42 protein-coding genes are annotated in these 22,566 nt (G+C 28.4%); 28 read left to right on the forward strand and 14 right to left on the reverse strand.

The window, feature by feature from the left end; genetic code table 11:
* Positions 1–64 precede the first annotated feature (64 nt).
* Entirely contained in the window at positions 65–226 is a 162-nt protein-coding gene (locus HA145_RS07835; RefSeq protein WP_209128617.1) for a hypothetical protein, read from the forward strand.
* Between the two features lie 51 nt (positions 227–277).
* Here HA145_RS07835 and HA145_RS07840 read toward each other — a convergent pair whose 3' ends face one another.
* Positions 278–895, reverse strand: coding sequence for a DUF938 domain-containing protein (locus tag HA145_RS07840; RefSeq protein ID WP_209128618.1), 618 nt, complete (start codon positions 893–895; stop codon positions 278–280).
* A 576-nt stretch (positions 896–1,471) separates the two neighbouring features.
* On the opposite strand from HA145_RS07840, the gene HA145_RS07845 reads away from it, so the two are divergent.
* Both HA145_RS07845 and HA145_RS07850 read left to right on the forward strand, forming a co-directional pair.
* The gene (locus HA145_RS07845; RefSeq protein WP_011132751.1) at positions 1,472–1,579 is read left to right on the forward strand and encodes a high light inducible protein; all 108 of its coding nucleotides are present in this window, start codon (positions 1,472–1,474) and stop codon (positions 1,577–1,579) included.
* On the forward strand, positions 1,579–1,719 hold the full coding sequence (locus tag HA145_RS07850) for a high light inducible protein (protein WP_209128619.1): 141 nt from the start codon (positions 1,579–1,581) through the stop codon (positions 1,717–1,719). The genes HA145_RS07845 and HA145_RS07850 overlap by 1 nt, the downstream gene beginning before the upstream one ends.
* A 614-nt stretch (positions 1,720–2,333) precedes the next feature.
* Here the strand turns inward: HA145_RS07850 and HA145_RS07855 are convergent.
* A complete protein-coding gene (locus HA145_RS07855) occupies positions 2,334–2,540 on the reverse strand; it encodes a high light inducible protein (RefSeq protein WP_025900842.1) in 207 nt (68 codons plus the stop codon).
* 1,000 nt (positions 2,541–3,540) lie between these two features.
* Here HA145_RS07855 and HA145_RS07860 point away from each other — a divergent pair.
* Complete coding sequence (locus HA145_RS07860) at positions 3,541–4,746, forward strand: LptF/LptG family permease (RefSeq protein WP_209128661.1); 1,206 nt, start codon at positions 3,541–3,543, stop codon at positions 4,744–4,746.
* A 71-nt stretch (positions 4,747–4,817) separates the two neighbouring features.
* On the opposite strand, the gene HA145_RS07865 is transcribed toward HA145_RS07860, so the two are convergent.
* From HA145_RS07865 to HA145_RS07875, 3 genes are all read right to left on the reverse strand, one after another.
* Positions 4,818–5,402: a DUF1543 domain-containing protein gene (locus tag HA145_RS07865; protein ID WP_209128620.1), complete on the reverse strand. Its 585-nt coding sequence runs from the start codon at positions 5,400–5,402 to the stop codon at positions 4,818–4,820.
* A gap of 85 nt (positions 5,403–5,487) precedes the next feature.
* The gene (locus HA145_RS07870; protein WP_209128621.1) at positions 5,488–5,631 is read right to left on the reverse strand and encodes a hypothetical protein; all 144 of its coding nucleotides are present in this window, start codon (positions 5,629–5,631) and stop codon (positions 5,488–5,490) included.
* A gap of 690 nt (positions 5,632–6,321) precedes the next feature.
* Positions 6,322–6,798, reverse strand: coding sequence for a carbon storage regulator CsrA (locus tag HA145_RS07875; protein ID WP_209128622.1), 477 nt, complete (start codon positions 6,796–6,798; stop codon positions 6,322–6,324).
* A gap of 198 nt (positions 6,799–6,996) precedes the next feature.
* Here HA145_RS07875 and HA145_RS07880 point away from each other — a divergent pair, with 198 nt between their 5' ends.
* On the forward strand, positions 6,997–7,377 hold the full coding sequence (locus tag HA145_RS07880) for a DoxX family protein (RefSeq protein ID WP_209128623.1): 381 nt from the start codon (positions 6,997–6,999) through the stop codon (positions 7,375–7,377).
* Positions 7,378–7,409: 32 nt separating this feature from the next.
* Here HA145_RS07880 and HA145_RS07885 read toward each other — a convergent pair whose 3' ends face one another.
* The gene (locus HA145_RS07885) at positions 7,410–7,604 is read right to left on the reverse strand and encodes a hypothetical protein (protein ID WP_209128624.1); all 195 of its coding nucleotides are present in this window, start codon (positions 7,602–7,604) and stop codon (positions 7,410–7,412) included.
* Positions 7,605–7,889: 285 nt separating this feature from the next.
* Here HA145_RS07885 and HA145_RS07890 point away from each other — a divergent pair, with 285 nt between their 5' ends.
* From HA145_RS07890 to HA145_RS07925, 9 genes are all read left to right on the forward strand, one after another.
* A complete protein-coding gene (locus HA145_RS07890; protein WP_209128625.1) occupies positions 7,890–8,276 on the forward strand; it encodes a DUF3804 family protein in 387 nt (128 codons plus the stop codon).
* 2,178 nt (positions 8,277–10,454) lie between these two features.
* A complete protein-coding gene (locus HA145_RS07895; RefSeq protein WP_209128626.1) occupies positions 10,455–10,658 on the forward strand; it encodes a hypothetical protein in 204 nt (67 codons plus the stop codon).
* 76 nt (positions 10,659–10,734) lie between these two features.
* Positions 10,735–10,890, forward strand: a complete 156-nt coding sequence (locus HA145_RS07900) for a hypothetical protein (protein WP_179852253.1) — start codon at positions 10,735–10,737, stop codon at positions 10,888–10,890.
* Between the two features lie 263 nt (positions 10,891–11,153).
* Entirely contained in the window at positions 11,154–11,294 is a 141-nt protein-coding gene (locus HA145_RS07905; protein WP_002806251.1) for a hypothetical protein, read from the forward strand.
* A 97-nt stretch (positions 11,295–11,391) separates the two neighbouring features.
* Positions 11,392–11,517, forward strand: a complete 126-nt coding sequence (locus HA145_RS09660) for a hypothetical protein (protein WP_257469990.1) — start codon at positions 11,392–11,394, stop codon at positions 11,515–11,517.
* 238 nt (positions 11,518–11,755) lie between these two features.
* A complete protein-coding gene (locus tag HA145_RS07910; protein WP_209128627.1) occupies positions 11,756–11,908 on the forward strand; it encodes a hypothetical protein in 153 nt (50 codons plus the stop codon).
* Positions 11,909–12,110: 202 nt separating this feature from the next.
* Positions 12,111–12,257 (forward strand): hypothetical protein, encoded by a 147-nt coding sequence (locus tag HA145_RS07915; RefSeq protein WP_209128628.1) that lies wholly within the window; start codon positions 12,111–12,113, stop codon positions 12,255–12,257.
* Between the two features lie 77 nt (positions 12,258–12,334).
* On the forward strand, positions 12,335–12,853 hold the full coding sequence (locus tag HA145_RS07920) for a hemagglutinin (RefSeq protein WP_209128629.1): 519 nt from the start codon (positions 12,335–12,337) through the stop codon (positions 12,851–12,853).
* A gap of 22 nt (positions 12,854–12,875) precedes the next feature.
* Positions 12,876–13,718 carry an LOG family protein gene (locus tag HA145_RS07925; protein ID WP_245151829.1) on the forward strand — a complete coding sequence of 281 codons (843 nt, stop codon included), beginning with the start codon at positions 12,876–12,878 and terminating at the stop codon, positions 13,716–13,718.
* Here the strand turns inward: HA145_RS07925 and HA145_RS07930 are convergent.
* Together HA145_RS07930 and HA145_RS07935 are read right to left on the reverse strand one after the other, a co-directional pair.
* Positions 13,711–13,854 carry a high light inducible protein gene (locus HA145_RS07930; protein ID WP_209128631.1) on the reverse strand — a complete coding sequence of 48 codons (144 nt, stop codon included), beginning with the start codon at positions 13,852–13,854 and terminating at the stop codon, positions 13,711–13,713. The two genes, HA145_RS07925 and HA145_RS07930, sit on opposite strands and share 8 nt — an antisense overlap.
* Positions 13,854–13,970: a high light inducible protein gene (locus HA145_RS07935; RefSeq protein ID WP_308789012.1), complete on the reverse strand. Its 117-nt coding sequence runs from the start codon at positions 13,968–13,970 to the stop codon at positions 13,854–13,856. The genes HA145_RS07930 and HA145_RS07935 overlap by 1 nt, the downstream gene beginning before the upstream one ends.
* A 319-nt stretch (positions 13,971–14,289) precedes the next feature.
* On the opposite strand from HA145_RS07935, the gene HA145_RS09665 reads away from it, so the two are divergent.
* The 3 genes from HA145_RS09665 (at position 14,290) to HA145_RS07945 (ending at position 15,109) form a co-directional block, all read left to right on the forward strand.
* On the forward strand, positions 14,290–14,412 hold the full coding sequence (locus tag HA145_RS09665; RefSeq protein WP_280634270.1) for a hypothetical protein: 123 nt from the start codon (positions 14,290–14,292) through the stop codon (positions 14,410–14,412).
* Positions 14,413–14,520: 108 nt separating this feature from the next.
* The gene (locus HA145_RS07940; protein WP_209128632.1) at positions 14,521–14,787 is read left to right on the forward strand and encodes a hypothetical protein; all 267 of its coding nucleotides are present in this window, start codon (positions 14,521–14,523) and stop codon (positions 14,785–14,787) included.
* A gap of 61 nt (positions 14,788–14,848) precedes the next feature.
* Positions 14,849–15,109, forward strand: coding sequence for a hypothetical protein (locus HA145_RS07945; protein ID WP_025932146.1), 261 nt, complete (start codon positions 14,849–14,851; stop codon positions 15,107–15,109).
* Between the two features lie 471 nt (positions 15,110–15,580).
* On the opposite strand, the gene HA145_RS09670 is transcribed toward HA145_RS07945, so the two are convergent.
* Both HA145_RS09670 and HA145_RS07950 read right to left on the reverse strand, forming a co-directional pair.
* Positions 15,581–15,712, reverse strand: a complete 132-nt coding sequence (locus HA145_RS09670) for a hypothetical protein (protein ID WP_263892325.1) — start codon at positions 15,710–15,712, stop codon at positions 15,581–15,583.
* 4 nt (positions 15,713–15,716) lie between these two features.
* The gene (locus HA145_RS07950; RefSeq protein ID WP_025926966.1) at positions 15,717–15,899 is read right to left on the reverse strand and encodes a hypothetical protein; all 183 of its coding nucleotides are present in this window, start codon (positions 15,897–15,899) and stop codon (positions 15,717–15,719) included.
* A gap of 500 nt (positions 15,900–16,399) precedes the next feature.
* Here HA145_RS07950 and HA145_RS07955 point away from each other — a divergent pair, with 500 nt between their 5' ends.
* Positions 16,400–16,543, forward strand: a complete 144-nt coding sequence (locus tag HA145_RS07955; protein ID WP_158078868.1) for a hypothetical protein — start codon at positions 16,400–16,402, stop codon at positions 16,541–16,543.
* Between the two features lie 227 nt (positions 16,544–16,770).
* Here HA145_RS07955 and HA145_RS07960 read toward each other — a convergent pair whose 3' ends face one another.
* Positions 16,771–16,965 (reverse strand): hypothetical protein, encoded by a 195-nt coding sequence (locus HA145_RS07960; protein ID WP_042850958.1) that lies wholly within the window; start codon positions 16,963–16,965, stop codon positions 16,771–16,773.
* Positions 16,966–17,166: 201 nt separating this feature from the next.
* Between HA145_RS07960 and HA145_RS07965 the strand changes: the two genes are divergently transcribed.
* From HA145_RS07965 to HA145_RS07975, 3 genes are all read left to right on the forward strand, one after another.
* Positions 17,167–17,322 (forward strand): hypothetical protein, encoded by a 156-nt coding sequence (locus HA145_RS07965; RefSeq protein WP_209111040.1) that lies wholly within the window; start codon positions 17,167–17,169, stop codon positions 17,320–17,322.
* A gap of 78 nt (positions 17,323–17,400) precedes the next feature.
* Positions 17,401–17,589, forward strand: a complete 189-nt coding sequence (locus HA145_RS07970) for a hypothetical protein (protein WP_209128633.1) — start codon at positions 17,401–17,403, stop codon at positions 17,587–17,589.
* Entirely contained in the window at positions 17,586–17,735 is a 150-nt protein-coding gene (locus HA145_RS07975) for a hypothetical protein (protein ID WP_156095684.1), read from the forward strand. Before HA145_RS07970 ends, HA145_RS07975 begins: the two co-directional genes overlap by 4 nt.
* A gap of 604 nt (positions 17,736–18,339) precedes the next feature.
* Here the strand turns inward: HA145_RS07975 and HA145_RS07980 are convergent.
* Positions 18,340–18,648, reverse strand: a complete 309-nt coding sequence (locus HA145_RS07980; protein WP_209128634.1) for a hypothetical protein — start codon at positions 18,646–18,648, stop codon at positions 18,340–18,342.
* Positions 18,649–19,007: 359 nt separating this feature from the next.
* Between HA145_RS07980 and HA145_RS07985 the strand changes: the two genes are divergently transcribed.
* Positions 19,008–19,172, forward strand: a complete 165-nt coding sequence (locus HA145_RS07985) for a hypothetical protein (protein WP_209128635.1) — start codon at positions 19,008–19,010, stop codon at positions 19,170–19,172.
* Between the two features lie 10 nt (positions 19,173–19,182).
* Here HA145_RS07985 and HA145_RS07990 read toward each other — a convergent pair whose 3' ends face one another.
* Together HA145_RS07990 and HA145_RS07995 are read right to left on the reverse strand one after the other, a co-directional pair.
* A complete protein-coding gene (locus HA145_RS07990) occupies positions 19,183–19,320 on the reverse strand; it encodes a hypothetical protein (protein WP_209091435.1) in 138 nt (45 codons plus the stop codon).
* A 390-nt stretch (positions 19,321–19,710) separates the two neighbouring features.
* Positions 19,711–19,893, reverse strand: coding sequence for a hypothetical protein (locus tag HA145_RS07995; protein WP_079296299.1), 183 nt, complete (start codon positions 19,891–19,893; stop codon positions 19,711–19,713).
* Between the two features lie 42 nt (positions 19,894–19,935).
* Here HA145_RS07995 and HA145_RS08000 point away from each other — a divergent pair, with 42 nt between their 5' ends.
* The 6 genes from HA145_RS08000 to HA145_RS08025 all read left to right on the forward strand — a co-directional run bounded on the left by HA145_RS08000 (position 19,936) and on the right by HA145_RS08025 (position 22,325).
* Complete coding sequence (locus tag HA145_RS08000) at positions 19,936–20,085, forward strand: hypothetical protein (protein WP_158516825.1); 150 nt, start codon at positions 19,936–19,938, stop codon at positions 20,083–20,085.
* A gap of 259 nt (positions 20,086–20,344) precedes the next feature.
* The gene (locus tag HA145_RS08005; RefSeq protein WP_187151428.1) at positions 20,345–20,482 is read left to right on the forward strand and encodes a hypothetical protein; all 138 of its coding nucleotides are present in this window, start codon (positions 20,345–20,347) and stop codon (positions 20,480–20,482) included.
* 30 nt (positions 20,483–20,512) lie between these two features.
* Complete coding sequence (locus HA145_RS08010; protein ID WP_245151830.1) at positions 20,513–20,878, forward strand: hypothetical protein; 366 nt, start codon at positions 20,513–20,515, stop codon at positions 20,876–20,878.
* A gap of 370 nt (positions 20,879–21,248) precedes the next feature.
* Positions 21,249–21,677, forward strand: a complete 429-nt coding sequence (locus HA145_RS08015) for a cupin domain-containing protein (protein ID WP_209085830.1) — start codon at positions 21,249–21,251, stop codon at positions 21,675–21,677.
* A gap of 63 nt (positions 21,678–21,740) precedes the next feature.
* Complete coding sequence (locus HA145_RS08020) at positions 21,741–21,887, forward strand: hypothetical protein (protein WP_209128636.1); 147 nt, start codon at positions 21,741–21,743, stop codon at positions 21,885–21,887.
* Between the two features lie 54 nt (positions 21,888–21,941).
* The gene (locus HA145_RS08025) at positions 21,942–22,325 is read left to right on the forward strand and encodes a DUF3804 family protein (RefSeq protein WP_025930825.1); all 384 of its coding nucleotides are present in this window, start codon (positions 21,942–21,944) and stop codon (positions 22,323–22,325) included.
* The last annotated feature ends 241 nt before the right edge of the window (positions 22,326–22,566 follow it).

Genomic DNA, 22,566 nt, shown 5'->3' on the forward strand with positions numbered 1-22,566 from the left:
AATATAAAAGAATTAGCAATAACTAATTTTTCATCTTAGAAAATACTTACAATTTTAAAATCCTATGAGTGGTGACAACTTGCATGGCAAGCAGCCTATTAAATTTTATTCTGAAAAAATAACACTTACAAAAGTTGAATTGTTAGAAAGACAATTGAGTTTAGGAGAGAAAATTTTAGATTTAGATCAAAAGCATAAAGAATGGAGCAAAAAACTATCTGGTTGATCATCTAACATGATGAATTTGAACGACTTATTTATATTTGTATTTGAGTTATCAAGAAACTTTTCTGAAAATTATTGAAAAATTATTTGCAGGCATCCTAATAATATCTTCTTGAGAAAAACCATTTTTCTTACTCTCATCGCAAACCTCCTCAAGATTTTTAATACCCCAAAGATCATTTTGCATTTTCAATGAATTATCGAAAAAATAATTACTTTGACTTGTATGTTTATTACAAATTTTAAAAGGCCCATACAACATCAAAAATTGTCCCTTATTGAGTAATTTTCCTGACTCTTTAAAGAGCGCTACAGCACAAGACCACTGTGTTACATGAATCATATTTATAGAGACTATTCCTTGCAAGGAATGAGCTAATCTCAATGGAATTTTCCAAGGTATTTTTTCTACATCAATCTCAAGAGGCTGGGGCATTTTCTTAGTTAAGTTTTCATACTTAATCCAAGCACTTATACTTTTTCTATGAACTAACTCTAGATCACTTGTTTGCCAAATTATTCTAGGAAAGCGTTTTTGAAAAACCACTCCATGTTCACCGCTGCCACTCCCGATTTCCAATACTGAACCTTTTTTTATGATTCTCGATAGTACATCACCAATGCAGTTTCTGTTTCTTTGAGTTGCTGAAAAAAAAAGTCTATTATCCAAAATTTAAAAAAATTGGGCACTTCAATACAAAGAATAATTCTTAAATCCTGTTTTATCTAATCTTTCTCAATTTTGGAGATTTAAAAAACATTATTTTAAGACTAAAAAATAATATAAAAATAGTAAGAGCAGGCAAGATATAAAGTATTAAATCGGAACTCATCAGAGAAGGAATCCTTCCAAAAATTAAATGCATGTAGTAAGTCGAGAATGACATAAATTCATATATATCTAATTTATTAATAGCAATTATTTGAATTCTAAAAACTAATCTTATTCAAAAACCAAAAATTCTCAAAAAAGAGTCAGCCTGTATCCCTACTAGCTGACTCTCATAACATATTAATTTAAATTACCTCTAAATGAGGGTATACCTCTTAAAAAAAAAGGTGAAAAGCTTATATTTTTTTTTCAAATTAAAAAAAATCAGAACAAAAATTAAAACAATACTAAAGTATATTACGATACACATATGTAGCATTTTTTAAAATTTTCTGACAAAACAAGGAAAAATCACTCATTATCTTTACACTTTTAAATAATTATGTTATATTTGTTAACAATTACATTAATAAAATGACTCCAGAAGCAGAACGTTTTAATGGTTGGGCAGCAATGTTAGGCTTCGTAGCCGCAGTTGGCGCTTACGTAACCACAGGCCAAATTATTCCTGGCTGGTTCTAATGAAAAATACCGAAACAAAAATTGTAGAAAAAGAAAAAATTGTTGCTGAAAAGCTCAACGGTAGATTCGCAATGATAGGCTTTATTGCTCTAATTGGAGCATATTTAACAACAGGTCAAATTATTCCTGGCTTTATCTAAATTAATCTTTTATCTTTTTAAAAAGCCTAATTTCATTTAATTAGGCTTTTCTTAATGGAATTTTTTTGATAATAATTGGTTTTTATTAATTGCGGTTTGAATAATCCTATTTGCAACAAAAAAGTGTGTTAAAAATCAATATAAAAACACTATCTTATTTCTAAAAATTAGATTCAAAGATTTTTTTGTTAATTTTAAAATCTATATTCCCTGGAAACAAATCAAATTAAGAAAGTTTATTAGAAACAATATGAAAGAACATAATTTTTCTTCCCATAAAGCTAAAAAGGAAAATGATTAATATAAAAAACATTTTTAAAAGAAATATTAATTTGATTATTTTTTCTCCTTTAAAAATTAAATTTACTTGTTAAAAGATGCTATCTTTATCAAGATATTTCGAGGATTTAATGAGAGTAAAGCTTGAACCAGAGACAGCATTTATTGGCAAAAAATTTGCTTATATATTTCTAGGAATAATATTTAGCTTGAATGCCATAACTTTTATCTGGTTTTTCTTATTTTCAAATTTAAAATAAAATCTAGATCTTTCGTTTAAAAGTATTAATTAATATAAATTAAACTAAAAGTCTATAAAAACAATTACTTAGAAACTAAAAAATTCCTGGAATGATCTGTCCAGTTGTTACATAAGCACCTAATAATGCAACGAAACCAACCATAGCCCATCTACCGTTTACTTTCTCTGCATTTTGAGGATATCCATCGTAAGAAACAGTTTCATCAATGTAAGGCCTAGTCTCTGATGGGAACATATTCTGCCTTCCACCTGATTCTGTAGTAACTCCTGATTTTGTCATTAAAAAGATAATAATTGTTAACTAAAGTAACACAAATATTAACTTATGTAAACTTAAATCTCTAATAATTTTCCTCTAATTATTTACTTTATGGATAAATATGTGACATTTCTGTTTAAAAAAATTAACAAGCCTCATTTTAAAATCACTTTTTATTATCAAATTCGCAATCAATTATAACTTATAAGCATTTATACTCACAGTAAGTAATTTTACTTAGTAGAATATTTGTAGCATTTAGGAAGTGCTTAGCTGGTTAAATCAAAAATCTGAATTAACTAGATCGTCATGAGCTTGCCAGTGGGATACTTGCAGGCTCTTTCAATTTTAAAAGCAAGCAAAGTTACTAGGCATACAAATAATTATTTAACCTATAGAAAAAAATCTTAGAGATAAAAACTTATGTCAAAGATTTATTTATTTGCTAAATAAAAAATAGACTTAACAAAATTCATGTCTTTAGATTTTATTCTCATACCATCTTGTATTTTGATTATCCTTTTTCTTTTAAATCGAGAAAATATGATCTACAAAAAAAATCAAAAGGTTAAGTAGTATAGTTTTTTTTTAAAAAGAGTTAAATACTAAAGATCTAGAGTGCGTACAACTTATTTTTTTCCTTTAAATAATAGATTTCAAAACAAATAGCTTAATAAAGTTTGAAAACCTTAGAGAATTTAGTAGAGAAACTATACTAACTTTTTTCTTAACATTAATTTATCCCAATATAGTTTTGCATTATTAATTTGATTTAATTTTTGTTGGCAGTGTATGCAATTGCATTCGTATGTGAAATTTTTATTTTTCATGCTTTAACTCTTTTTTTTAAAGAAACCAAATTTCTTATTTTATTGCAAGTGTTAATAAATTATTTTTCTAATTTTTTATTGAAATTTAAAGAATTAAAATATTTTTCTTAACTATGAATTTCATATTGGTTTCTAAATCATTGATATTTTATAATATTAAAAAAGGCAGTAAAAAAACAAATAAATCTCTTTTGAAACTTTCAGATCAATCACTAATTAAAAAAACCATTAATAAAATAATTTCTCCTTGGTATTTACTTCCCTTAATAGATAGATGGATATTAGGACAAATAATACCTCCCATGATATTTGCAATTTCTGCTTTTACAGTTATTTCATTATCAGTGGGGGTAATGTTTGATCTTATAAGGAAAATAGTTGAATTTGGTTTACCTTTATTTTTAGCTTTAAAAGTTCTTTTTTTTAGTTTACCCAGTTTTTTAGTCTTATCGTTCCCAATGGCAGTTTTACTTTCAACATTATTAGCCTATGGAAAATTATCAAGCAATTCTGAATTGCTGGCATTGAAATCTTTAGGTATAAAAACTTTAAGAATTATTTCTCCAGCTATTGCTCTTTCAATATTTATGACAGGATTAACTTTTTACTTTAACGATAATCTAGTTCCTGCGAGTAATAAATTAGCTGAAACGACATTAAGAGCAGGAATAGGAAGTTCTTTTAGCGCAGAACAAGGAAAAGATAATATTATGTTTTCAAGATATGGTTCTAGGATAAATTCATCAAATAATAAACCAACAAAAATAAATACTTATCTTACTCATATATTTTATGCTTCATGGTATGAAAACAATATTATGGAGGGAGTTACAGTTTTAGATTTTTCCAGAGAAGATTTTCAACAAATCTTAAAGGCAAAGAATGGAAGATTTGATAAAAAAAGTTCTTCTTGGATATTTTCTGAAGGGAGTATTGTATCAATTGATCCAAGCGGACAAACTACAAATATTCAATTTAAAGAGTATACATATCCATTTGTGGAAGGACCTATGGAGCTAGCAAAAGTGCCTAAGGATGCAAATGAAATGACTTTAAAGCAGGCTATACAAGCAGAAAAGATTTATGAAAAAACAGGAAATTTGAAGGAAGTAAGAAGAATAAAAGTCCGTATTCAAGAAAAATTCACTCTACCTTTTGCATGCTTGGTATTTGGTTTAATAGGAAGCAGTCTTGGATCTAAATCTAATTTAAGATCTTCAAAAAGTCAGGGATTTGGATTGAGCGTAATTCTTATATTAATTTATTATGTTATGTCATTTTTATTTAGTTCGTTCGGAGTAAAAGGAATTTTACCTCCAATTTTTGCTGCATGGTTACCTGTCTTAATTTCTCTGGGAGGTGGAATTTATTTATTAAGAAAATCAAGTTCCTTTTAATATTTTAAGCACATAAATAAGAATATAAATATTTAACAAATTTCTTTTGCCTGTAAAAGGTTCTTAGATCTTTATTCCCCGTCTATTTTTTGATAACCGTACCAATCAGGAAAGTTGTTTTCTTGAATAAATTTATTTTCTGGAGTTAATTCTATTTGCCAATTACCTATTTTTTTTATTTGTTCACAATTATCACAACTAATTATCATTTCTAAAGAAGCAAGATCATCTTTATGCTTTTTTTTACAACCAATAAGCCATTTAGATTTAGCTATATTTTTTGCCTCTAATTTAGTTGAAGCTGTAACCAATCCAAACTCATGTTTTTCCTGCATGGAAGTTGGATTATAGCCTCCAATATTGACAAACCATAAATAATTTTTTGCCTTATTTTTTTTTACTAATTGCTTTTTATCTATTTTATCTTTTTCAAAATATTTTAAATTAATCTTATAGCCATCTATATATTTTATTTTTTTATAGCTATCAATATGCAAACCTTGTAGAGATCCAAACCAATCCTTTCTTAAAGTATCGTATGTATCCTCAATTTTAGATCCAACAACCCATCTAACATCATGTAGTTCAATATTAGCTTTTTCTGCTCTACCTCCAAGCACAACCAAATAAAGAAAATTATTTTTTAATTTTTTCACTTTTAATAAATAAACTTAATTTAAACTTTAATTTGAATTTTTAAAATTTACCTTATAGATTATTTTTACTAATTCAGAGATTCTGTTAATTAAACCAACCTTTTTTCTTTTCTTTAACTTTTGGTGAAGTCTGAATCTTAGTCTCTTCATCTACTCTACCTTTAATAATCATTAAGGGTACTATTGCCCATAAAGCTAAAAATAATATCCAAAATAGGTAAATGTTCATACTATTAAAAAATCAATAAAATCATAATAAAATTAATTAAATATGATTCGTGAGTTTCTTTCTAAAGTTCTAATTTAGATGTATAATCAAAAATTTATTTTTAATGAAAGCTGTAAAAATTATCTAATAATTTTCATATGAAAATTAGGTTCCTAAAAGAATTTTAAAAAGTATAAATTAGAAATTTTTTTAGGTAATTAAAATAATCGCACTATACAAAACCACTGCTTTGCTTCAGGATAAGTAGAGTGCATTCTTATAATGACACGATAAAATTATTTTCGTGAATATTTTAAATCAACCTAATTTTTATATAAAATTGATTTAGCTTAATCAAAGATGATTGAAAAAATGTGATTTATGTCATAAGCCAGATAAAATTCATTACAGAGTTAAATCCATAATTCATAGAGACTGGATTTTTTGTTGTAAAGAATGTTGGATTGTAATTTCTACACATAATGATTATTCCTACGGGGGCACAAGAAAGTCCAAATAAAAAATTACACTTCACTAAAAAAATTACCAAAAATAAACTTAAATTTAATAGCAAAAAAAATAATTTATTCTTTATCAATGTTTGGACTTGTAATCATTTTGGGATTACTATTATTTTTTATTTCGAAATCTAAAAAAATGAATCGACCATAACAAATAAATCGATTTCATTTGAGAAAAGATTTTAATTTTCTAAAAAAAATCATTAATTTCTTTTTTTATAGATTTATATTCTAAATTAATTTCTTTAATAAATTCATCTACTTCTTTTTTAGTATTCTTATATTCATTTATTTTTTGTTTGGTTTTCTCGTAGAAAATGGATTCAAATTTTCCTGGACTTACCTCCTCAATCCAATATCCTGCTAAACAATAAATTTTATTTGGAACAAAATTTATAATAAATAATTTTTTGGATTTTTTATATTGATCAATTATCTTATTGGCAAAATTACCATTAGTTTTATTAGTCCCAAATAGAGCAATATCTTTTGCTAAAGACTTAAAATTCTTCGATAGATTCTTTCTTTTTTCTAATGTATTTCTAGAAATTATTTTTTCTAGAGAATAACAATAATCGAAAAAATTAGTATTTTCTTTTTTTGAAGGATATATAGTTATGAGTGAACTTAAAAGTAAAACAGAAGTTAAAATAAATTTTTTAAACATTTTTATTTTAATTAAATTTATCATTTCATAAATATAAAAAGAGAATTCATAAATTACTATTAATAACCTTAAAAAGATTCACATTAATTAAAAAGATTTCTATTAATTAAGCTAAACCTCTTTGAGAAAAATTTAAAAGTATTTCGGACTAATAAAGTATTTATCAAATGCATAAAATTTTTTTCTTATAATAAGATTATGAAAAATTCTTTTTTGAAAAATAAAAGTATCAAATCTTTTTTAGATTTTTTTTCAAGATTATCAATTTCTGCAATATTTATCTCAGCAATACCAAGCAAAATAAATGATTTTGAGAGAACAGTTGAATATATTTCTTCAAAAGGGATTCCTGAACAATTTGCATCTATTCTTCTAGTGGGAGCTATTATATGTCTTATCTTGGGCTCTGGATTTTTTATATTTGGAGAAAATCAAAAAATCGGTTCAGTCTTTTTATTACTATTTATTATTCCAACAACAATAATTTTTCATTTATTCCCTTTTCATCAAAGAGCAGTATTTATGAATCTCGCATTGATAGGCGGATTAATTATTACTGCAATAAGGGAGCCAAAATAAATAATTTAAATAAAGAAAATTAAATACAATTTTTATTTTTTCTCTCTTAATTCTGGGAAGCAATTTGCAATATGAATTAATTCATAAACCTCTTTGCTATCGTATTTTTTATTCGGAATTCCACTTCCCACCTCTATACCTCTCTCTTTCATCTTCTTTAATATCAGTTTTTGTCTTTGCATACTTGACATAGACTTAAATCTTTTAGTTCGTTCTTCTTTATTCACTAGATCTTAATTTAGTTAAACTTTATTGTTATGGTTATATCAATTAGCGATTCATTAAATAAGTAAGAAATCCAGTAAATGTAAGTAATTTAAATCCAATAAAGAAAGGCAAATATTTTTTGAACTTTTTGCCAACGGGCAATAATTTGTTTAATGAATTGATCATGTTTTATATTAAAAATCTAATTATTTCGAATATACTAACAAGTTTTTTAGAATTATCCCATTTTGATTTGTACATTTTAAATAGTAGATCTAAACTAGAAGGGTTATTTCCCTTTTTTTATGAATGATAAAGAAACAATAATTTCATTATTAAATGAGTTTGCCAATCCAAAAAAAATGGCCTCATTTTTTATTGACAATGCGACTCCAGATTTTTTATTCATAAGACCGAGTGGTAATCCTATAGATGCGAAAGGGTTCGAACAAATGATTACTGGTCATATAGTTCAAGAAAAGGCAGAAATAACCAAAATTCACCGATTCGAATTTTTAAGCGACAACATAGTAATGTGCATTTTTACACTAGGTTCAAAATTTACTTATAAAGGGACACCTAATGATGACTTACCAACAGTTACGTCAATTTTTAAAAAAGTAAATAATGTTTGGAAAATTCACTGGATGCAAAGATCTACAGGAAATTCGGATTTATCTTTATGGGATTAGAAAAGTTAATAGCTCTTTTAATGGTGCTACTACTTGTAGGTAGCTCTTTTATTGGTTTAATTTTTATTTTATAAAATAAATACATCGATTAAAGAATACTCAGTAACTATTTCTTTTTTTAGAAAACAATTGCTTCTTTTATGCTAAGTAATTTGATTTTCAGGTAAAAATAAAAACTTTAGAAAGACTAACGCCTATATCTAAAGCCAATAAAGCAATTAGTAACTTACTCATTTTTTAGAACTCTCAACTATTTTTTTGTAAAGTTCCTCAGAAATAGGTTGCATAACCTTTTAAAAATCTAGTTACAAATTAATTATTTTAAAATTAATTTCTCGTTACAAAATATACGAATATATGAATTTTTAAATAGGCAAAAAATATATTCAATATAAGTAATTCTTATTAAGTATTAATAAATACTTAACCCAAAAACGTCAATAAATGTTCAAATTTTTTTTAAAATTAGAAATCTTATTTCAAGTAAATAGATCCTCTATAAGTAAGCTTTATAATCTTTTCTTCTTGTTTTCTACAATATACGAATGACTTTCCATTGAAATACATGTTTACCATGTGCAGCTCCTTAACTTGCTCAAGTCCCCGTCCTATGGCTTGAGTCGTACTGCGGTCTATCAGATGGTAGATCGGACGATTTTGTAGTATTCACTACAATCTCTTTATAAAGTATTTATACTTAGATGTCAATAATTAATAGAAACTAAACTTCAATTTAAATTTAGATTCTGCTCTCACAAACAACCTAAAAAGAATATAAAACATATAACTACGAGTAACTCCCATAAAAACTGAAACAAATGCTAGAACTACACAAATAGGGCAATGTGGGAATCCCATTATTTATTTTCCAATATAAATTTTAATTCAGCCTCTGCATTATAAATATCAATTCTTCTCTTAAGTAGTTTAAAAAATTTAATTATTTTTATCACAATTAAACCTTCTCTAGGCATCAATAATAATATTATTCTTAGAATCAATATATCAATAAGCAAAAATACTGAATCAATTGATATAACTAATGTTTGTAATATTTTTATACAATAAACAACACCGACATTTGCTCAGATACTCTTGATCAATTAACCAATAAAGGTTAATTCAGAATTGAATATAATAATTGGAGATCTAGTTACCTTGCAGTGCTATTTTTCTTTTGCTAAAAAAATAGAGCGGGCTAAAGTTCAATACTCCACGAGGATTTAGTCCGCTACCTAAAGCCTGAGAGTGCAAATTTTTCTTAATTAATATGCAACTATGCTTTATGAGGTAAATATCTTGATTGCGCAATAAATTTATTTTGTATATTGCTATTACACTAATGATGAGTTTATTTAAATTAATTACTAAATCCTCGTGGAGAAAGCTTTAGTAAATTTCTTTTACTGGTTACTGATAAGATCAGCCGAATCTCATTATGGAGAATCATTTGTATCTGTAGAAGTTCCATCTAATTCCATAAAAAGTTTTTCTTGATTTTAGAAAGTTTTTAATACTTAAATTCATAGCTTTCTGAAAATTAAATAACTAATTTGATTTAAGTTGGTTAATTATCTCTATTGCAAATAAAGATAAGGTTGTTAATCTTGCACTTAAAGAATAAATTTAATTTCTTAAACTGATGCAATTTGATCATTTAAATTTCAATAAAGATGATGGCCTCATGTCCATAGAAGATTTAAGGGCTTTACGACTTCGAAAAAAGAAAATTGAAAGTGACAAGAAAGCTAGAAAGTATATCCTGGATATAAATCAAAGATATAGAAAAATAAGTACCCGCAAAAGTAATAACTTTTTAAGGAATATGAACCATTTTTAAAAAGGCCGCATAAATTGTTAATCTAGATTTTTTAATTTGTTTAACTTTGCAACTTTCAGAGTAAGATTTTAATGGTGTTTCTTTGGAAGAGTTTCACCAAGAGGGGTCAATTTTTGGCCCCTTCTTTGCGGAGATATTTTTTAATTGAAACTCGTTATAAAATTAAATTAATACTTTCCTAGAAGGCGAAAGTGATATAAATCTTTTGTTAAAAGTTTTTTATTACCACTTAATGAAAACTCTATATCTTCAACTAAATCCAGTTATTAAAAAAACAAAAGTTTTAGCTTATGGACCATTTCCCATAATTTATTGAATTTTTTCATTTGCGATTTTTAATGGCTTCACCTACAAGTTGGGAATTCTACAAAGAAGTTGAAACTAAAACTCTATGGGTCAATATTTGTACCCAAAATTTAGAAGTAATAGCTATTTCGATCAATAAATGGTGGAAGACAAGATATCCAGCATACAAAATCAGAATAGTTTCTAAAAAAGAATTTGAGCTAATAAAAATGCAAGCTAAGAAAAAGGAGCAATAAAATTATTCTTTGGTAAATATTGATGCTGAATATTTAATTTTTGCAGCTATTATAAAATCAATAAATTAAAGAAAAAATGAACTCTGCATTTGCAAAAGTCTCAAATTTGAAAGTTAACAGGGCTTCTAAAATAGCTATTACTCTCGCATCATCAACTTTCTTTTTATATGCCTTGGGCCAAGCACCAATTTTTAAAAATATTCTTGCAGGTGCCTTCTCTTGCTCTGGCTAAATAAAATACTGTTTTTTTAGAGAAGCTAAAAGCTAAAATAGACTGTGATTGACAGTTGATCTAAACTTAGAGGGATAAACCCTCTTTTTTAATGATTAATAGATTTATTTTTGAAAAGATAATGACTCTTCTTATTTCTCTTTTCAGCTGATGAATATTTCCCCGCACCTATTAATTGATGCTGTGATATTAAGCGCTGCCCTTACGATAACTTTGGTATTAAGAGCAAAAGGTAATGCTGCCAGAAAAGAAAAAGAAAATAAATGATTACTAAAGAAGAAGAAAAAGAATTTAAAAAACCTAAATTATATAGATTTTGGAACTTTCTTATTTATGGAAGTTCAATAGCTATTGGAGTTTTCTTAGTTTATTTATATTCTGCTTATGTCTTTATAAATAAATGACTTACATGTACGGCATAGCGATTACTTATGGGGTTGTGAGTCTTCTATTGCTTGGTGGGTTTGCATACTTTACTTTTAAAATGAAACGCTAATTTTTATGTCCTCTTCAATGAAAGATTTCTTAGATAAATTTTTTGATTTATGTAGAGAATATCAACAAGAAATTCCACCTCAAAAGATGGCTGAGATTTTAAGAGAATATGCAGATAGATTAGTTGAATAATAGATACTGGCAGACCTGAGAAAGTATTAAGAGAATATAATCTCTAAGCAAAATTTATACAAATTTTATTAAAGTTAGAATAAAATTTTTGAAGATATTTTCCTTGAAGTCATTGATAATTTGAGATTTTTTTTTGATCCTTAATCCGTACAATTTTGTTCCTCTTACCGCACACATACAACTTGAAATTAACTATTCAAATGAATTAGAACATAGTTGTAGGTAAGGGGTAAGTCTTATGGCACTAAATGACACATTTACTATCCAAGAAATTAATTTGGATAAAAAAGACCTTTCATATGACAATAAGCTCATAGAAATTGAAGCTTATTGGAATAACGAATGTACAGAACATCCTAGTAACAACCATTGCAAGATTTTTTGTGATTAAAATTTTAACTTTTAGGTATTCTTACGCTTGATTTTTACATAATACCCGTACTAAAGAATAATCAGATAGAAAGGAGGCCAATCAAATGACTAATTTAGGTATAGAGATTTTATTTTGGACAATTTTAATTTCTTATTTGGGATTAAGGTTTTCGCAAACTTGGAATGGATTCAAAAAACAGTATTAATTAGGAGAACAGAAAATGAAACTACAAACTCAGTTCACGGTTCCAAACAAAGAATTAAAAGATCTTGATTATGTTGAGAAAGTGGATTTTTTAGAAAAAACTTTAAATAAAGAATGCATAGATTATCCAAATCAAAAAGATTGCTTGGTTTGTTGCAATTAAAAATCAAGAAATAGTTGTTTTTTAAAAGTAAATAATTTTTTTAGTATTTATAAATTTTATAAAAGGGAGTTAGCACTATGGAATTAAGATTCTTCCCAATAAATGTTTTTAGAGAGACTCCAAAAGTCACATTTTTCGATGCAGGCATAGAAAGTTCTAATGGTTCTGATGTTGTGATCCATTCTGGGGAAGCTATATCCCCTCCAGATGATTTAAAAAATGAGCAATACTATGTTCACAATCATCAAATTGACCACAATCTAGTTATCACCGGGGAAAGGACATTTGTTTTAATAAATCCTTCCTGGGATGAGCCTCATCATGTGATTTATTTAAATAGATCTATGGGAGCATTAGAAATTCCTAAAGGAACTTATCACAGATCAATCTCAGGGAAAGAAGGTAGTATTGTCTTAAATCAACCCAAAAGAGATAAATTTTTTGATCCTGCCAAAGAATTTATCCCACAAAAATTAAACAAAATTAATTTAATTAAGGCCAGGAAGAGTCCACCTGTTTATTGGATTTACGAAAATAGCAAAATCAAAAGAGTCTATTTTAATCCTCTAGAAAAAAAAGTTAAAACTCTTGTTTGAAATGAAAAAAACGAAAAAGCATATGTCGCATAAAATTAATAATTTTAAAAACCTGAATTTAATTATTAATTCTGATACTTATAAATTGGCTCACGAAGATATTGGTTTACTTAGCCGAAATGAAATGCGTGGAGTCAGAATGCTTCTTGAAATTACTAAACCAGATTTAATCCTTGAAGAAAATAAAATTCTTTCAACCATAATTATTTTTGGAGGCGCAAGTATTACAGAAGAATCAAATACAAAAAAGAGAATTGAAAATATAAAAGAGTTAATTAAAAAAAATCCTAAATCTATACTTCTAAAACGAAATTTAAATAGATTAGAAAATTTGCTTCTAATTAGTCATTACTATCAATCTGCAAAGGAGTTTTCTAAACTTGCTTCAATTAGTAATCAAAATAAAAACTGTAATTCTCATGTGATTGTGACAGGTGGGGGGCCAGGAATTATGGAAGCTGCTAATAGAGGTGCATTTGAAGCAGATTGTAAGTCTATAGGGTTAAATATCAGTCTCCCTAATGAACAAATCCCAAATGCTTTTATAACTCCCGGTCTTTGCTTTAAATTTAATTATTTTGCATTAAGAAAGATCCATTTTGTTATGCGATCAGTAGCTGCTGTATTTTTTCCTGGAGGTTTTGGAACACTAGATGAATTATTTGAACTATTGACACTTTGTCAGACAGGCATGAAAAATAAAATCCCAATCATACTTTTTGGTAGAAATTATTGGGATAAGATAATAAATTTCGAATACCTAGCTAATCTTGGATTAATTGAAGATGAACACTTAAATCTTTTTGAATATGCAGACACTGCATCAGAGGCATGGGAAATTATCAAATCATCAAAAATTAAATGATTCCGGGTACAATCTGACCAGTTGTTATGTATGCTCCAACAAGAGCAATTAGACCAACAAGAGCAAATTTGCCATTTAAATTTTCTGCTCTTATTTTTTGAGGATCAATATTTCTTGATTGATTTTTATTTTCCATTAAAAAACACCAGGGATAAATTGACCAGTTGTTAAATATGTTCCCACTAAGATCATGAAAGCCATCATTGCTGGTCTTCCAATGGCTCTGTATAGAAACTTTCTTCGACTAATAATGTTCGATAAACTAAACAAAACGCTTTGGATTAAGCTGACTTTCGAAAAAAGTTAACAAAATGCCATACCAGCACCATTCCAGCAGCCCTGTTTCCCGCAAATTATAGACTATGACTGAACCTAACTACTGGCTAATGAAAAGTACACCCGTCTAGCTATAACTGCGATCTCAAGGAATCGTAATTTTTTACTCAAACTTTATTCAAACTTTTAGGGATTGACAGTCGATCTAACCTCGACCCTACTTTTTTAGATAAAGTACCTATATTTTCTTATTGATTTAAAAGTTATTATTTTTGCAAATAACAGGATTAAAAAAATGATGAAACTTGCAATCATTTTCTTACCAATTGTCTTTGCACTTATATGGGCTTTGTTTATTGGGTTAAGAATAAATAAAGTAGAAAATAGAGATGGAAAGAGAAAATTAATTAATTATTAAAAATAAGATTTAAATATAGAAGTCTTCTTCCATCCTTCCTCTTTCTTGCATTTTTTTTATATCTTCGTAAGTATGCGTATATAGGCTTTCACATAGGGGTTAACGATAATGAAAATTCCAATCAAAATGATGAAAGAAATTAGAGAAAGTGGGTACGATAAAAAGCTTGTATATACCTACATAAAAGAGCTATTAGACAGCGATAAAGAAATTCAAGAAAATAACAACCTAGAGCTTATAGACAATTACTTATTAGATAAAAATTTACAAGAACCTGCTCCTGAGATGCTTATGGCAGCAGAGCTTTTAGACGATTACTTATTAGATAAAAGATTTATGAGAGAACTTGAAGATGAAGAATATGATGCTGCTTAAAAATAACTATTAAATACGATTGACAGTCGATCTAACATAGAGGGATAAAACCATCTTTTTTATGAATACCTTAATAGTTTCTACTTTTGATTGTTCTTTTGAAGATTTTGATAAATTTGTAGCCGATTTCCATGAAAAGGAGGGACATAAATATGTCGAAGAATATGAACTCATCAAGGTAAATGACCATAAAAGTCACTTGATACTTAAAGTCAAAGATTTAGAAGGATTTGCTGCTGCTACAAGTACTCCAGAGATGAAAGAGTGGGATAAAGAAAATGGTTATAAAGACATTTGTTATTCACTAACTCCAGTTGAATAAATTGAAACGCTTACTAAGATATGATGTGGTCAGATGATTAAAGATTTAATTAATCATGATTAAATCAATCTTAAGGATTCATGCAAAATATTCGAGACCGATTACTTTGTCTATACGACAGTTCTGGTGATCGACTCGACCAAGGTTGACCAATTAGATCTTCACTAACCAATGGTCTGCAACACCAAGGTAAATTAACTTTTCTAACCTTTACGGAAAGTAAGTTAAGTGATCAGAAATTAAACTTTCGGGATTAATTCTGAACTATCTTAAAAATTAAGTCGTTTGTAAAGCATGAAGAAGTGAGTAATCACTTTTACTTACAAAACTAATTTCTAGGAAATTCTTAATCTGATTATCAAATAGATCTCCTTTCTGTCGTCACCATTTAAAAAAAGACCTGTAACAGGGTCTTTTTTTATGTCTTAAATTTTATTGATTTACTGTTAATCCACAAATAACTAAATATTTTTATCTCACTCTTTCACGATCAGTTAATGCTTTTTCAAAAGTAGAAAAGAAAGTACAAATGCTATTCAATGCAACCAACAAAAGAACTACTGATCTTCCATGTTGATTTAATTGAAGTGTTCTTTGAGTCATACTCTTAATAATCTTCGTTGTAATCGGATGGACTACCAGTTAAAGAACAAACAACTGATTCCTCTTTTTTCATTTCTTTTATTTCCATTATTGGTCTGCCCATTTTCTTAAGAACATTTATATCTTCTTTAGTCTGACAGCGAGCAATTATGTTTCCTTTTTGATCAAAGCAACTGTAGTAAGTCATTTTATTAAATGCAATTTAAAGTTTATGGTTGATTTCAGTTGGAGCAACGCAACCGACTCATGACAACCATGTTTTTAATCTAAGTCAGCAATAGATTTAAATGGCTAAAAAAAAGATACCTCTTTCCGTACCAATATGTTCATCAAACCGCACACATTAGATACGCAGTATTTTGTTCAAATCAATTAGAACAAAGAGGTAGTTAAACGAATATACAAAGGAGAATTTATTAGTGGAGATTTTGAGACTCTTGAAATTAATCAACCAAAAATTAAATATTTAAAACCAGAAGATAATACAGAATGGTTAGACAAATTAATTAATAATATTGAGGACATGAAGAACAAGATATCAAAAGAGTCTTAATAATTTAAGAAAGAAACTTTTTATTTGATTTTTAGTTTGAATGAAAAGCAATTCAAAAAAGAATTTGAATTTTGTATTTAAGGTAACCGCTTTTTTGTGAGCAGTATTCAGAATAAAAGTCCGACTATTTTTTTATGCAAAAAAATTTAGATGAAAATTCTTATGAAAAAAGAATTGAAAATATAGAAAAAGGAAAATCTTATTTAAAAAGTAATGGATTTTTCAAATCAAAATCTAATCTATTCGAAGACATACAAAGATTTATCTATAAAAGGTAATTTAAAAAATATTTTTTACTTTTGATTAATTAAATCTCTCCATAAGCAAGCCATCACATAAAAGAAAGAAAGACTTGAAAAGGTTATGAGAAAAAAAGAATGGGTCAATTTTCTATAACTAAATTAATCCCAATAATCCTGCAGTAAAACCAACAGCAGCAAAGAATACGAACTCGATTAAATCTCTTGGTGCAGAGTTCATAAAAAAAGTGATTTGAGTCATAATTTTATGACTTGAGAGAATCTCTTAAATCAAACTTTTCAGCTTTTTCAATTTGACATTCAGTATCATCTTCAGCACATTTGATTTCAGCTTTTTTGTTCATGTGGCTACTACAACCGCCTGCTATGACTGGTAAACCGGTCGTAGCTGTAAAACCAGTTAAACATGCAAAAGCTATATAAGGAAAAAGTCTTTTCATTTAATTGTTACTTTATGTAAACTTATTATGTTACATAAAAAGCTCAAGTGTGAGTAGCTGATAATTCGCGTGCACCCTATACCAATCATCTAAAGTGATTCAGCAAACCTATGAGTTTTATATTTATCTGAGTATTTTTACTTATATGTTGAGTTGAAGACTTTAAATAATTAATGTTTGTTTTGGGTTTATATATAAGTCATGGATAAAGAACATTTAATTGATTTAATATCTAACAGCATTATTTCTGAGATTAAAGATCTCAAAATTAATGAGGAAAAATTGATTGCAAATAATTATTTAAATAATCTGAATTTAAATCAGCTTAGAATAATTTCTAAAGAATTTATTTTGTAATTTTTATTGAATATTTATCTAAATGAATGAGTTTTTCTTTACTATCATTTGAATTTTAATAAGTTAATACCTTTTAATATGAATGATTCAGAAGAATTTAAACCTAGCCTTAAACAAATAAATGAGGATATCAGACCTACATGGGAAGATATCAAAAAACAATCAGAAGTTTTAGTTAACAAACTTGGTTGCCCTAGATCATTTGTAGGAGGGATGCTTCATGCAATAGCAAGCGACTTCTCTGATGTGAAACTTGGGAATAAATGAAAAACTTATTACTTACACCACTTTTCAAACTATTCAAAAAAAGCACTTTCCTCTTATCACTAAATCAAAACTCGTGCCCTGTTTTAGATGCTGAAGACATAAAAAAGCAAGAACAGAAAGAAGCTATTGAAAGGTTGTACCCGTAAATCAGATCACATATACGATGCAGCACGGTCCTATGCACCCCCATGCCACCCATTACTTTCCTAAATTGTGACTTTGATGGATAATAAATTCATATCTGAAAAAGTTATTCACACTTTATTCAAACCTATATTTTCGCCGAGATCCCATGCCACAACAGGAACCTAACTACTGGCTAATGAAAAGTGAGCGCGTCTAGCTATTACTGGGATTTCAGGGAATCGTAATTTTTTACTCAAACTTTACTCAAACTTTTAAAGACTAAAAAACTAACCGATATTGAGTTCGGTTCGAAGTAAGAAAACCCTGAAACTATTAATCTCTTTTGATGAATAGTCTTCAAATGACAAAGACACAAAGCACAAAAACTACATTAAGTAGCAAGCTAAGTGTCTTGGAAGTAATCTGCATTAATTAAAAAGGTTTTTGTACTCGTGTGTAGGAGTGCGGGGTTAACCTTGAAACCGCTAGGCTCAAGTCCTTACGAAAAGGACAAGTCCTTAGACCACTTATACCGATAAAATATATTCATAACAAGTTTAGGTAACTTGATTAACTAGCCAAAAACTAATGAAAAGGAAGGTAAATTATTTAATAAATTTCTGCTTATAATTCTGGCTTCTCTTCTTCAACTGGCTTCTCTTCTTCAACTGGCTTCTCTTCTTCAACTGGCTTCTCTTCTTCAACTGGCTTCTCTTCTTCAACTGGCTTCTCTTCTTCAACTGGCTTCTCTTCTTCAACTGGCTTCTCTTCTTCAACTGGCTTCTCTTCTTCAACTGGCTTCTCTTCTTCAACTGGCTTCTCTTCTTCAACTGGCTTCTCTTCTTCTTCAGAAAATCTTCTTTTTAAAAATTCAGAAATTTTTTGGAAAAGATCCTTTAGGAATTCAAAAATTTTATACAGAATGTTTTTCATAAATAAAATTCCCTATTAGTTTTACGAGATAAAACTTAAACAAAATTAAACACATATTTCTTTTCAAAGCATTCCGAAAAAATACTTAATTCTTTTTTTAGAAAAAAATATTTTTGAAATTATCTTGGATGTCACATCTAAGAGCTGAATTGCAGTTCAATTTTTGATTTGCTAAAAAGATAGAGCGGGCTAAAGTCCAATGCTCCACGAGGATTTAGTCCGCTGCCGAAAGGTGAATCTATCCTAATTAAAGTAACTTTCTGCTAGTTTTGATAAATATATTGATTACTTGATAAATATTTTTTGTATATTACTATTACAAAACTAATAAGGTTATCTAGATTAGTTACTAAATCCTAGTGGAGAAAGCTTTAGTTAACTTCTTTTACTGGTTACTAATAAAATCAGCTATATCACATTATGGTGAGTCATTGGTTCCAGTAGAAGTTCCATCTAATTCAACCAAACCTTTTTCTCAATTTCTAATGGCAGGTATTAAATACTTTAATCAAAAGCTTAGTTAAACTACCTTTTTTATTTTAAAACTAGAATTAATACTCCAAAAATTAAAGTAGAGGCAACAAATCCAACACCAACTAATCCAGCAATTATTCCAGTATTAAGATAGACCTTTACTTTTGCTAATTCCTTCCCTTCTCCAATAGTCCTCATATTTTAAATTTCTTTTTTGATAATCTAATGCGTTCATGTTCTTATCGAGTATGGCAAAAGGAGAATTAGTAAATTTCATGGCATAACACCTCTAAAAAAAATAGTTTATTGAATATTTAATAGATATGAGATTTTATTTATCTCAAGTAACTAGATCCTCTATAAGTAAGCTTTATTGTTTTCTCTTCTTGGCTCTTGCAATATACGAAAGATTTGCCGTTAAAATACATGTTTACCATTATGCAGCTCCTGGTCTTGATCAAGTCCCCGTCCTATGGCTTGATTCGTACTGCGGTCTATCTAATAGTAGATCGGACGATTTGGTAGCATTTACTACACTTTATTTATAGAGTATTTATACTCAGTTGTCAACCCTTAAGATTAAAATTCTCAGTCGCAATAGACTAAACAATGCTGATTAGTTGGATGTTCTCTACATTCCCTCTTCCAATAGTCTTCAAATAAATGGTTATCTCTATCAAGATTTCTTGTTATTTCTTCCATTCTGTTTCCAGCATAATTAAATGCTTTTAGGTATCTTGGAAGGATTGTGAATTGATTGAATAGTTTCATTTAGACCTCCTAGATCTATACTTATATTGTCCTCCTATAGCCTTGAAATTTATAGGTCGGTTTGAGGAACTATTAGGTACGGGAAGAGGTATATATTTTGAATCAAAAAATACTAAAGCAGTCCTAAAATTAATACATGGTTGTCATGAGGCAGTTGCAGGGATACAACTGAAGCCAACCATAAATTATTAGAGATCAATTTAAGATTTAAAACACACTCATTATTTAAAAAGAAATCTTCTCCACTTTAGATAAAACTAAAATAAATCAGGATTTGAAAACAATGTAATCATAGATACCAACAGGTATTTAGCTAATTGATTATATATTTAACACACGAGTTAACCCGTTCCAATTTGTTGACTCTGAGGTTTTACCGTTGATTCCTTATCTTCTGAAAGTTGTTCCTTGCAGCTTTAGATTAAAAAACGGTCTTTATTTAATCTAAACCATGCAAAAGAAAATCGTAAAAAAATATGCTGAATTAATGCATCAGGCGCAACAAGCTACTGGAAGAAAAGAAGCAGTTGGACTAATACATAAAGCAGCAAAGTTAAAAACTAAATTTGATAATTACGAGATGATGTGATCATCTACAAAGCAATTTTCCCAAATAAGAATGTCATTCTTAAACAAATTCTCGATTAAAGATATCATTCTCTCAAGCAAAGAGGCATATCAAAAGGAACTCAAGAACAACGGTGTGGGTTCACAAATAGGTAAGTCATTATTTAATAAATTCTCGATTAAAGATATCATTCTCTCAAGCAAAGAGGCATATCAAAAAGAACTCAAGAACAACGGTGTGGGTTCACAAATAGGTAAGTCATTATTTAATAAATTCTCGATTAAAGATATCATTCTCTCAAGCAAAGAGGCATATCAAAAAGAACTCAAGAACAACGGTGTGGGTTCACAAATAGGTAAGTCATTATTTAATAAATTCTCGATTAAAGATTTTTCCTTCAATATTTCCAACAGATAAGCGTAATTTATAAAGGGGTACCGTCATGATATATAGAGGAAAGGGGTACACTTTCCTAAATAGAAACTTTGATGGATAATAAATTCATATTCAAAGAAGTTACCCAAACTTTACTCAAACCCTATATATTCGCCGAGATCCTATGGTACAACAGGAACCTAGCTACTGGCTAATGAAAAGTGAGCGCATCTAGCTATTACTGGGATCTCAAGGAATCGTAATTTTCTATTCACACTTTATTCACACTTTATTCACACTTTTTATTAATTAAAACTCCATCAAGAAAAGCCTAAAAAGTTAAATCTGGTACTGACAAATATTTAAAAAATAAATACTATATGCCTAAATAATTATCTAGGAATTTAAATTCATGATTAAGAATTTATTCATAGCAATAGCTTTTGCTTTGATGCTCATCAACCCAAATATTTCTATAGCTGCCGAATCGCCTGTAGATGTACAAGAAGTCTTTGTAGGTTCTGAAACTATGGATGGTGATGCTCTTAAATATCCAAAAGGAAAAGCAGAAATAAGATTACAAAGAGTCGAATTAGCTGAGGGAGGGATAGTCCCGCTTCACTCTCATCCAATTCCATTATTAGGTAATGTTGAGCAAGGTACAATTGTTGTCAAAAGACAAGGTATGGAAGATCTTACCTATACAGCAGGGGATACATTTATAGTTGGTCCAAAGACACCAAAACATACAATGGGTAATGCAAAAACCGATAATGCAATAGTTTGGTTCGCAGCTATTGGAGCAAAAGATGTCCCAATTCTAATCCCTGCAGAAGGATAAATTTTATCCATAAATCAATTATTTTTGATTGACAGTAGATCTAACTTCAAAGTCAATAAAGTAATGGCAATTTCACACTATAGAAAGCAAAAGATAATGCTATTAGCAAGACTCAATCTTGGTTTAGCTAGTGAAGATAAAGAAGAAATTGATCTTTATAATCACTATCAAAAAAATATTTATTCAGAACAAAATCACCAGCAGCAATAAAAAAATATCTTATTGACAGTCGATCTAAAATAAGGGGCATTAGCTCCTTTTTTAATGTCAAATACTAAAGCCATAGAAGATTTAATTAATGGTTATGCAACCAGTGAAGATTCTTCTTTTCTAATACCAAACGTAACTGAGGATTTTTTAGCTGTAAGACCAAGTGGAAATCCAATATCTGCTAAGGGATTAGTGGGAATGTTTGATAGTAAAGACTTAGTTGCAGAATCATCAGAACTAATCAAAACCCACAAAATTGAAATTTACGGTGAAATAGCTTACGCAGTTTTCACTTTAAATGAAATCTTCAGTTATAAAGGAAATCAAAATAAAGATCTTTCAACTTACACGTGTATTTTTAAAAATGTAAATGGTACTTGGAAATATTCTTGGATGCAAAGATCACAAGGAACTACTGATATGAAAACTTGGGAATAATTGAAACGCTTACTACTTTCTCTTTCCTAAATAGGAACTTTGATGGATAATAAATTTATATTGAAAGAAGTTATTCATACTTTATTCAAACCTATATTTTCGCCGAGATCCCATGGTACAACAGGAAACTAGCTACTGGCTAATGAAAAGTGAGCGCGTCTAGCTATAACTGGGATCTCAAGGAATCGTAATTTTTTATCCAAACTTTATCCAAACTTTTTTTGATTTACTTTCAATCAAT

The sequence above is a fragment of the Prochlorococcus marinus XMU1411 genome (assembly GCF_017696075.1).
Lineage (GTDB): Bacteria > Cyanobacteriota > Cyanobacteriia > PCC-6307 > Cyanobiaceae > Prochlorococcus_A > Prochlorococcus_A marinus_V.

Bases quoted from the DNA above. Each gene is read 5' to 3' on its own strand.
- HA145_RS07835 (WP_209128617.1), top strand. From the start codon at position 65: ATGAGTGGTGACAACTTGCATGGCAAGCAGCCTATTAAATTTTATTCT.
- HA145_RS07845 (WP_011132751.1), top strand. From the start codon at position 1,472: ATGACTCCAGAAGCAGAACGTTTTAATGGTTGGGCAGCAATGTTAGGC.
- HA145_RS07850 (WP_209128619.1), top strand. From the start codon at position 1,579: ATGAAAAATACCGAAACAAAAATTGTAGAAAAAGAAAAAATTGTTGCT.
- HA145_RS07855 (WP_025900842.1), bottom strand. From the start codon at position 2,540: ATGACAAAATCAGGAGTTACTACAGAATCAGGTGGAAGGCAGAATATG.
- HA145_RS07870 (WP_209128621.1), bottom strand. From the start codon at position 5,631: ATGAACATTTACCTATTTTGGATATTATTTTTAGCTTTATGGGCAATA.
- HA145_RS07875 (WP_209128622.1), bottom strand. From the start codon at position 6,798: ATGTTTAAAAAATTTATTTTAACTTCTGTTTTACTTTTAAGTTCACTC.
- HA145_RS07880 (WP_209128623.1), top strand. From the start codon at position 6,997: ATGAAAAATTCTTTTTTGAAAAATAAAAGTATCAAATCTTTTTTAGAT.
- HA145_RS07890 (WP_209128625.1), top strand. From the start codon at position 7,890: ATGAATGATAAAGAAACAATAATTTCATTATTAAATGAGTTTGCCAAT.
- HA145_RS07895 (WP_209128626.1), top strand. From the start codon at position 10,455: ATGGCTTCACCTACAAGTTGGGAATTCTACAAAGAAGTTGAAACTAAA.
- HA145_RS07900 (WP_179852253.1), top strand. From the start codon at position 10,735: ATGAACTCTGCATTTGCAAAAGTCTCAAATTTGAAAGTTAACAGGGCT.
- HA145_RS07905 (WP_002806251.1), top strand. From the start codon at position 11,154: ATGATTACTAAAGAAGAAGAAAAAGAATTTAAAAAACCTAAATTATAT.
- HA145_RS09660 (WP_257469990.1), top strand. From the start codon at position 11,392: ATGTCCTCTTCAATGAAAGATTTCTTAGATAAATTTTTTGATTTATGT.
- HA145_RS07910 (WP_209128627.1), top strand. From the start codon at position 11,756: ATGGCACTAAATGACACATTTACTATCCAAGAAATTAATTTGGATAAA.
- HA145_RS07915 (WP_209128628.1), top strand. From the start codon at position 12,111: ATGAAACTACAAACTCAGTTCACGGTTCCAAACAAAGAATTAAAAGAT.
- HA145_RS07920 (WP_209128629.1), top strand. From the start codon at position 12,335: ATGGAATTAAGATTCTTCCCAATAAATGTTTTTAGAGAGACTCCAAAA.
- HA145_RS07925 (WP_245151829.1), top strand. From the start codon at position 12,876: ATGTCGCATAAAATTAATAATTTTAAAAACCTGAATTTAATTATTAAT.
- HA145_RS07930 (WP_209128631.1), bottom strand. From the start codon at position 13,854: ATGGAAAATAAAAATCAATCAAGAAATATTGATCCTCAAAAAATAAGA.
- HA145_RS09665 (WP_280634270.1), top strand. From the start codon at position 14,290: ATGATGAAACTTGCAATCATTTTCTTACCAATTGTCTTTGCACTTATA.
- HA145_RS07940 (WP_209128632.1), top strand. From the start codon at position 14,521: ATGAAAATTCCAATCAAAATGATGAAAGAAATTAGAGAAAGTGGGTAC.
- HA145_RS07945 (WP_025932146.1), top strand. From the start codon at position 14,849: ATGAATACCTTAATAGTTTCTACTTTTGATTGTTCTTTTGAAGATTTT.
- HA145_RS09670 (WP_263892325.1), bottom strand. From the start codon at position 15,712: ATGACTCAAAGAACACTTCAATTAAATCAACATGGAAGATCAGTAGTT.
- HA145_RS07950 (WP_025926966.1), bottom strand. From the start codon at position 15,899: ATGACTTACTACAGTTGCTTTGATCAAAAAGGAAACATAATTGCTCGC.
- HA145_RS07955 (WP_158078868.1), top strand. From the start codon at position 16,400: ATGCAAAAAAATTTAGATGAAAATTCTTATGAAAAAAGAATTGAAAAT.
- HA145_RS07960 (WP_042850958.1), bottom strand. From the start codon at position 16,965: ATGAAAAGACTTTTTCCTTATATAGCTTTTGCATGTTTAACTGGTTTT.
- HA145_RS07965 (WP_209111040.1), top strand. From the start codon at position 17,167: ATGGATAAAGAACATTTAATTGATTTAATATCTAACAGCATTATTTCT.
- HA145_RS07970 (WP_209128633.1), top strand. From the start codon at position 17,401: ATGAATGATTCAGAAGAATTTAAACCTAGCCTTAAACAAATAAATGAG.
- HA145_RS07975 (WP_156095684.1), top strand. From the start codon at position 17,586: ATGAAAAACTTATTACTTACACCACTTTTCAAACTATTCAAAAAAAGC.
- HA145_RS07980 (WP_209128634.1), bottom strand. From the start codon at position 18,648: ATGAAAAACATTCTGTATAAAATTTTTGAATTCCTAAAGGATCTTTTC.
- HA145_RS07990 (WP_209091435.1), bottom strand. From the start codon at position 19,320: ATGAGGACTATTGGAGAAGGGAAGGAATTAGCAAAAGTAAAGGTCTAT.
- HA145_RS07995 (WP_079296299.1), bottom strand. From the start codon at position 19,893: ATGAAACTATTCAATCAATTCACAATCCTTCCAAGATACCTAAAAGCA.
- HA145_RS08005 (WP_187151428.1), top strand. From the start codon at position 20,345: ATGCAAAAGAAAATCGTAAAAAAATATGCTGAATTAATGCATCAGGCG.
- HA145_RS08010 (WP_245151830.1), top strand. From the start codon at position 20,513: ATGTCATTCTTAAACAAATTCTCGATTAAAGATATCATTCTCTCAAGC.
- HA145_RS08015 (WP_209085830.1), top strand. From the start codon at position 21,249: ATGATTAAGAATTTATTCATAGCAATAGCTTTTGCTTTGATGCTCATC.
- HA145_RS08020 (WP_209128636.1), top strand. From the start codon at position 21,741: ATGGCAATTTCACACTATAGAAAGCAAAAGATAATGCTATTAGCAAGA.
- HA145_RS08025 (WP_025930825.1), top strand. From the start codon at position 21,942: ATGTCAAATACTAAAGCCATAGAAGATTTAATTAATGGTTATGCAACC.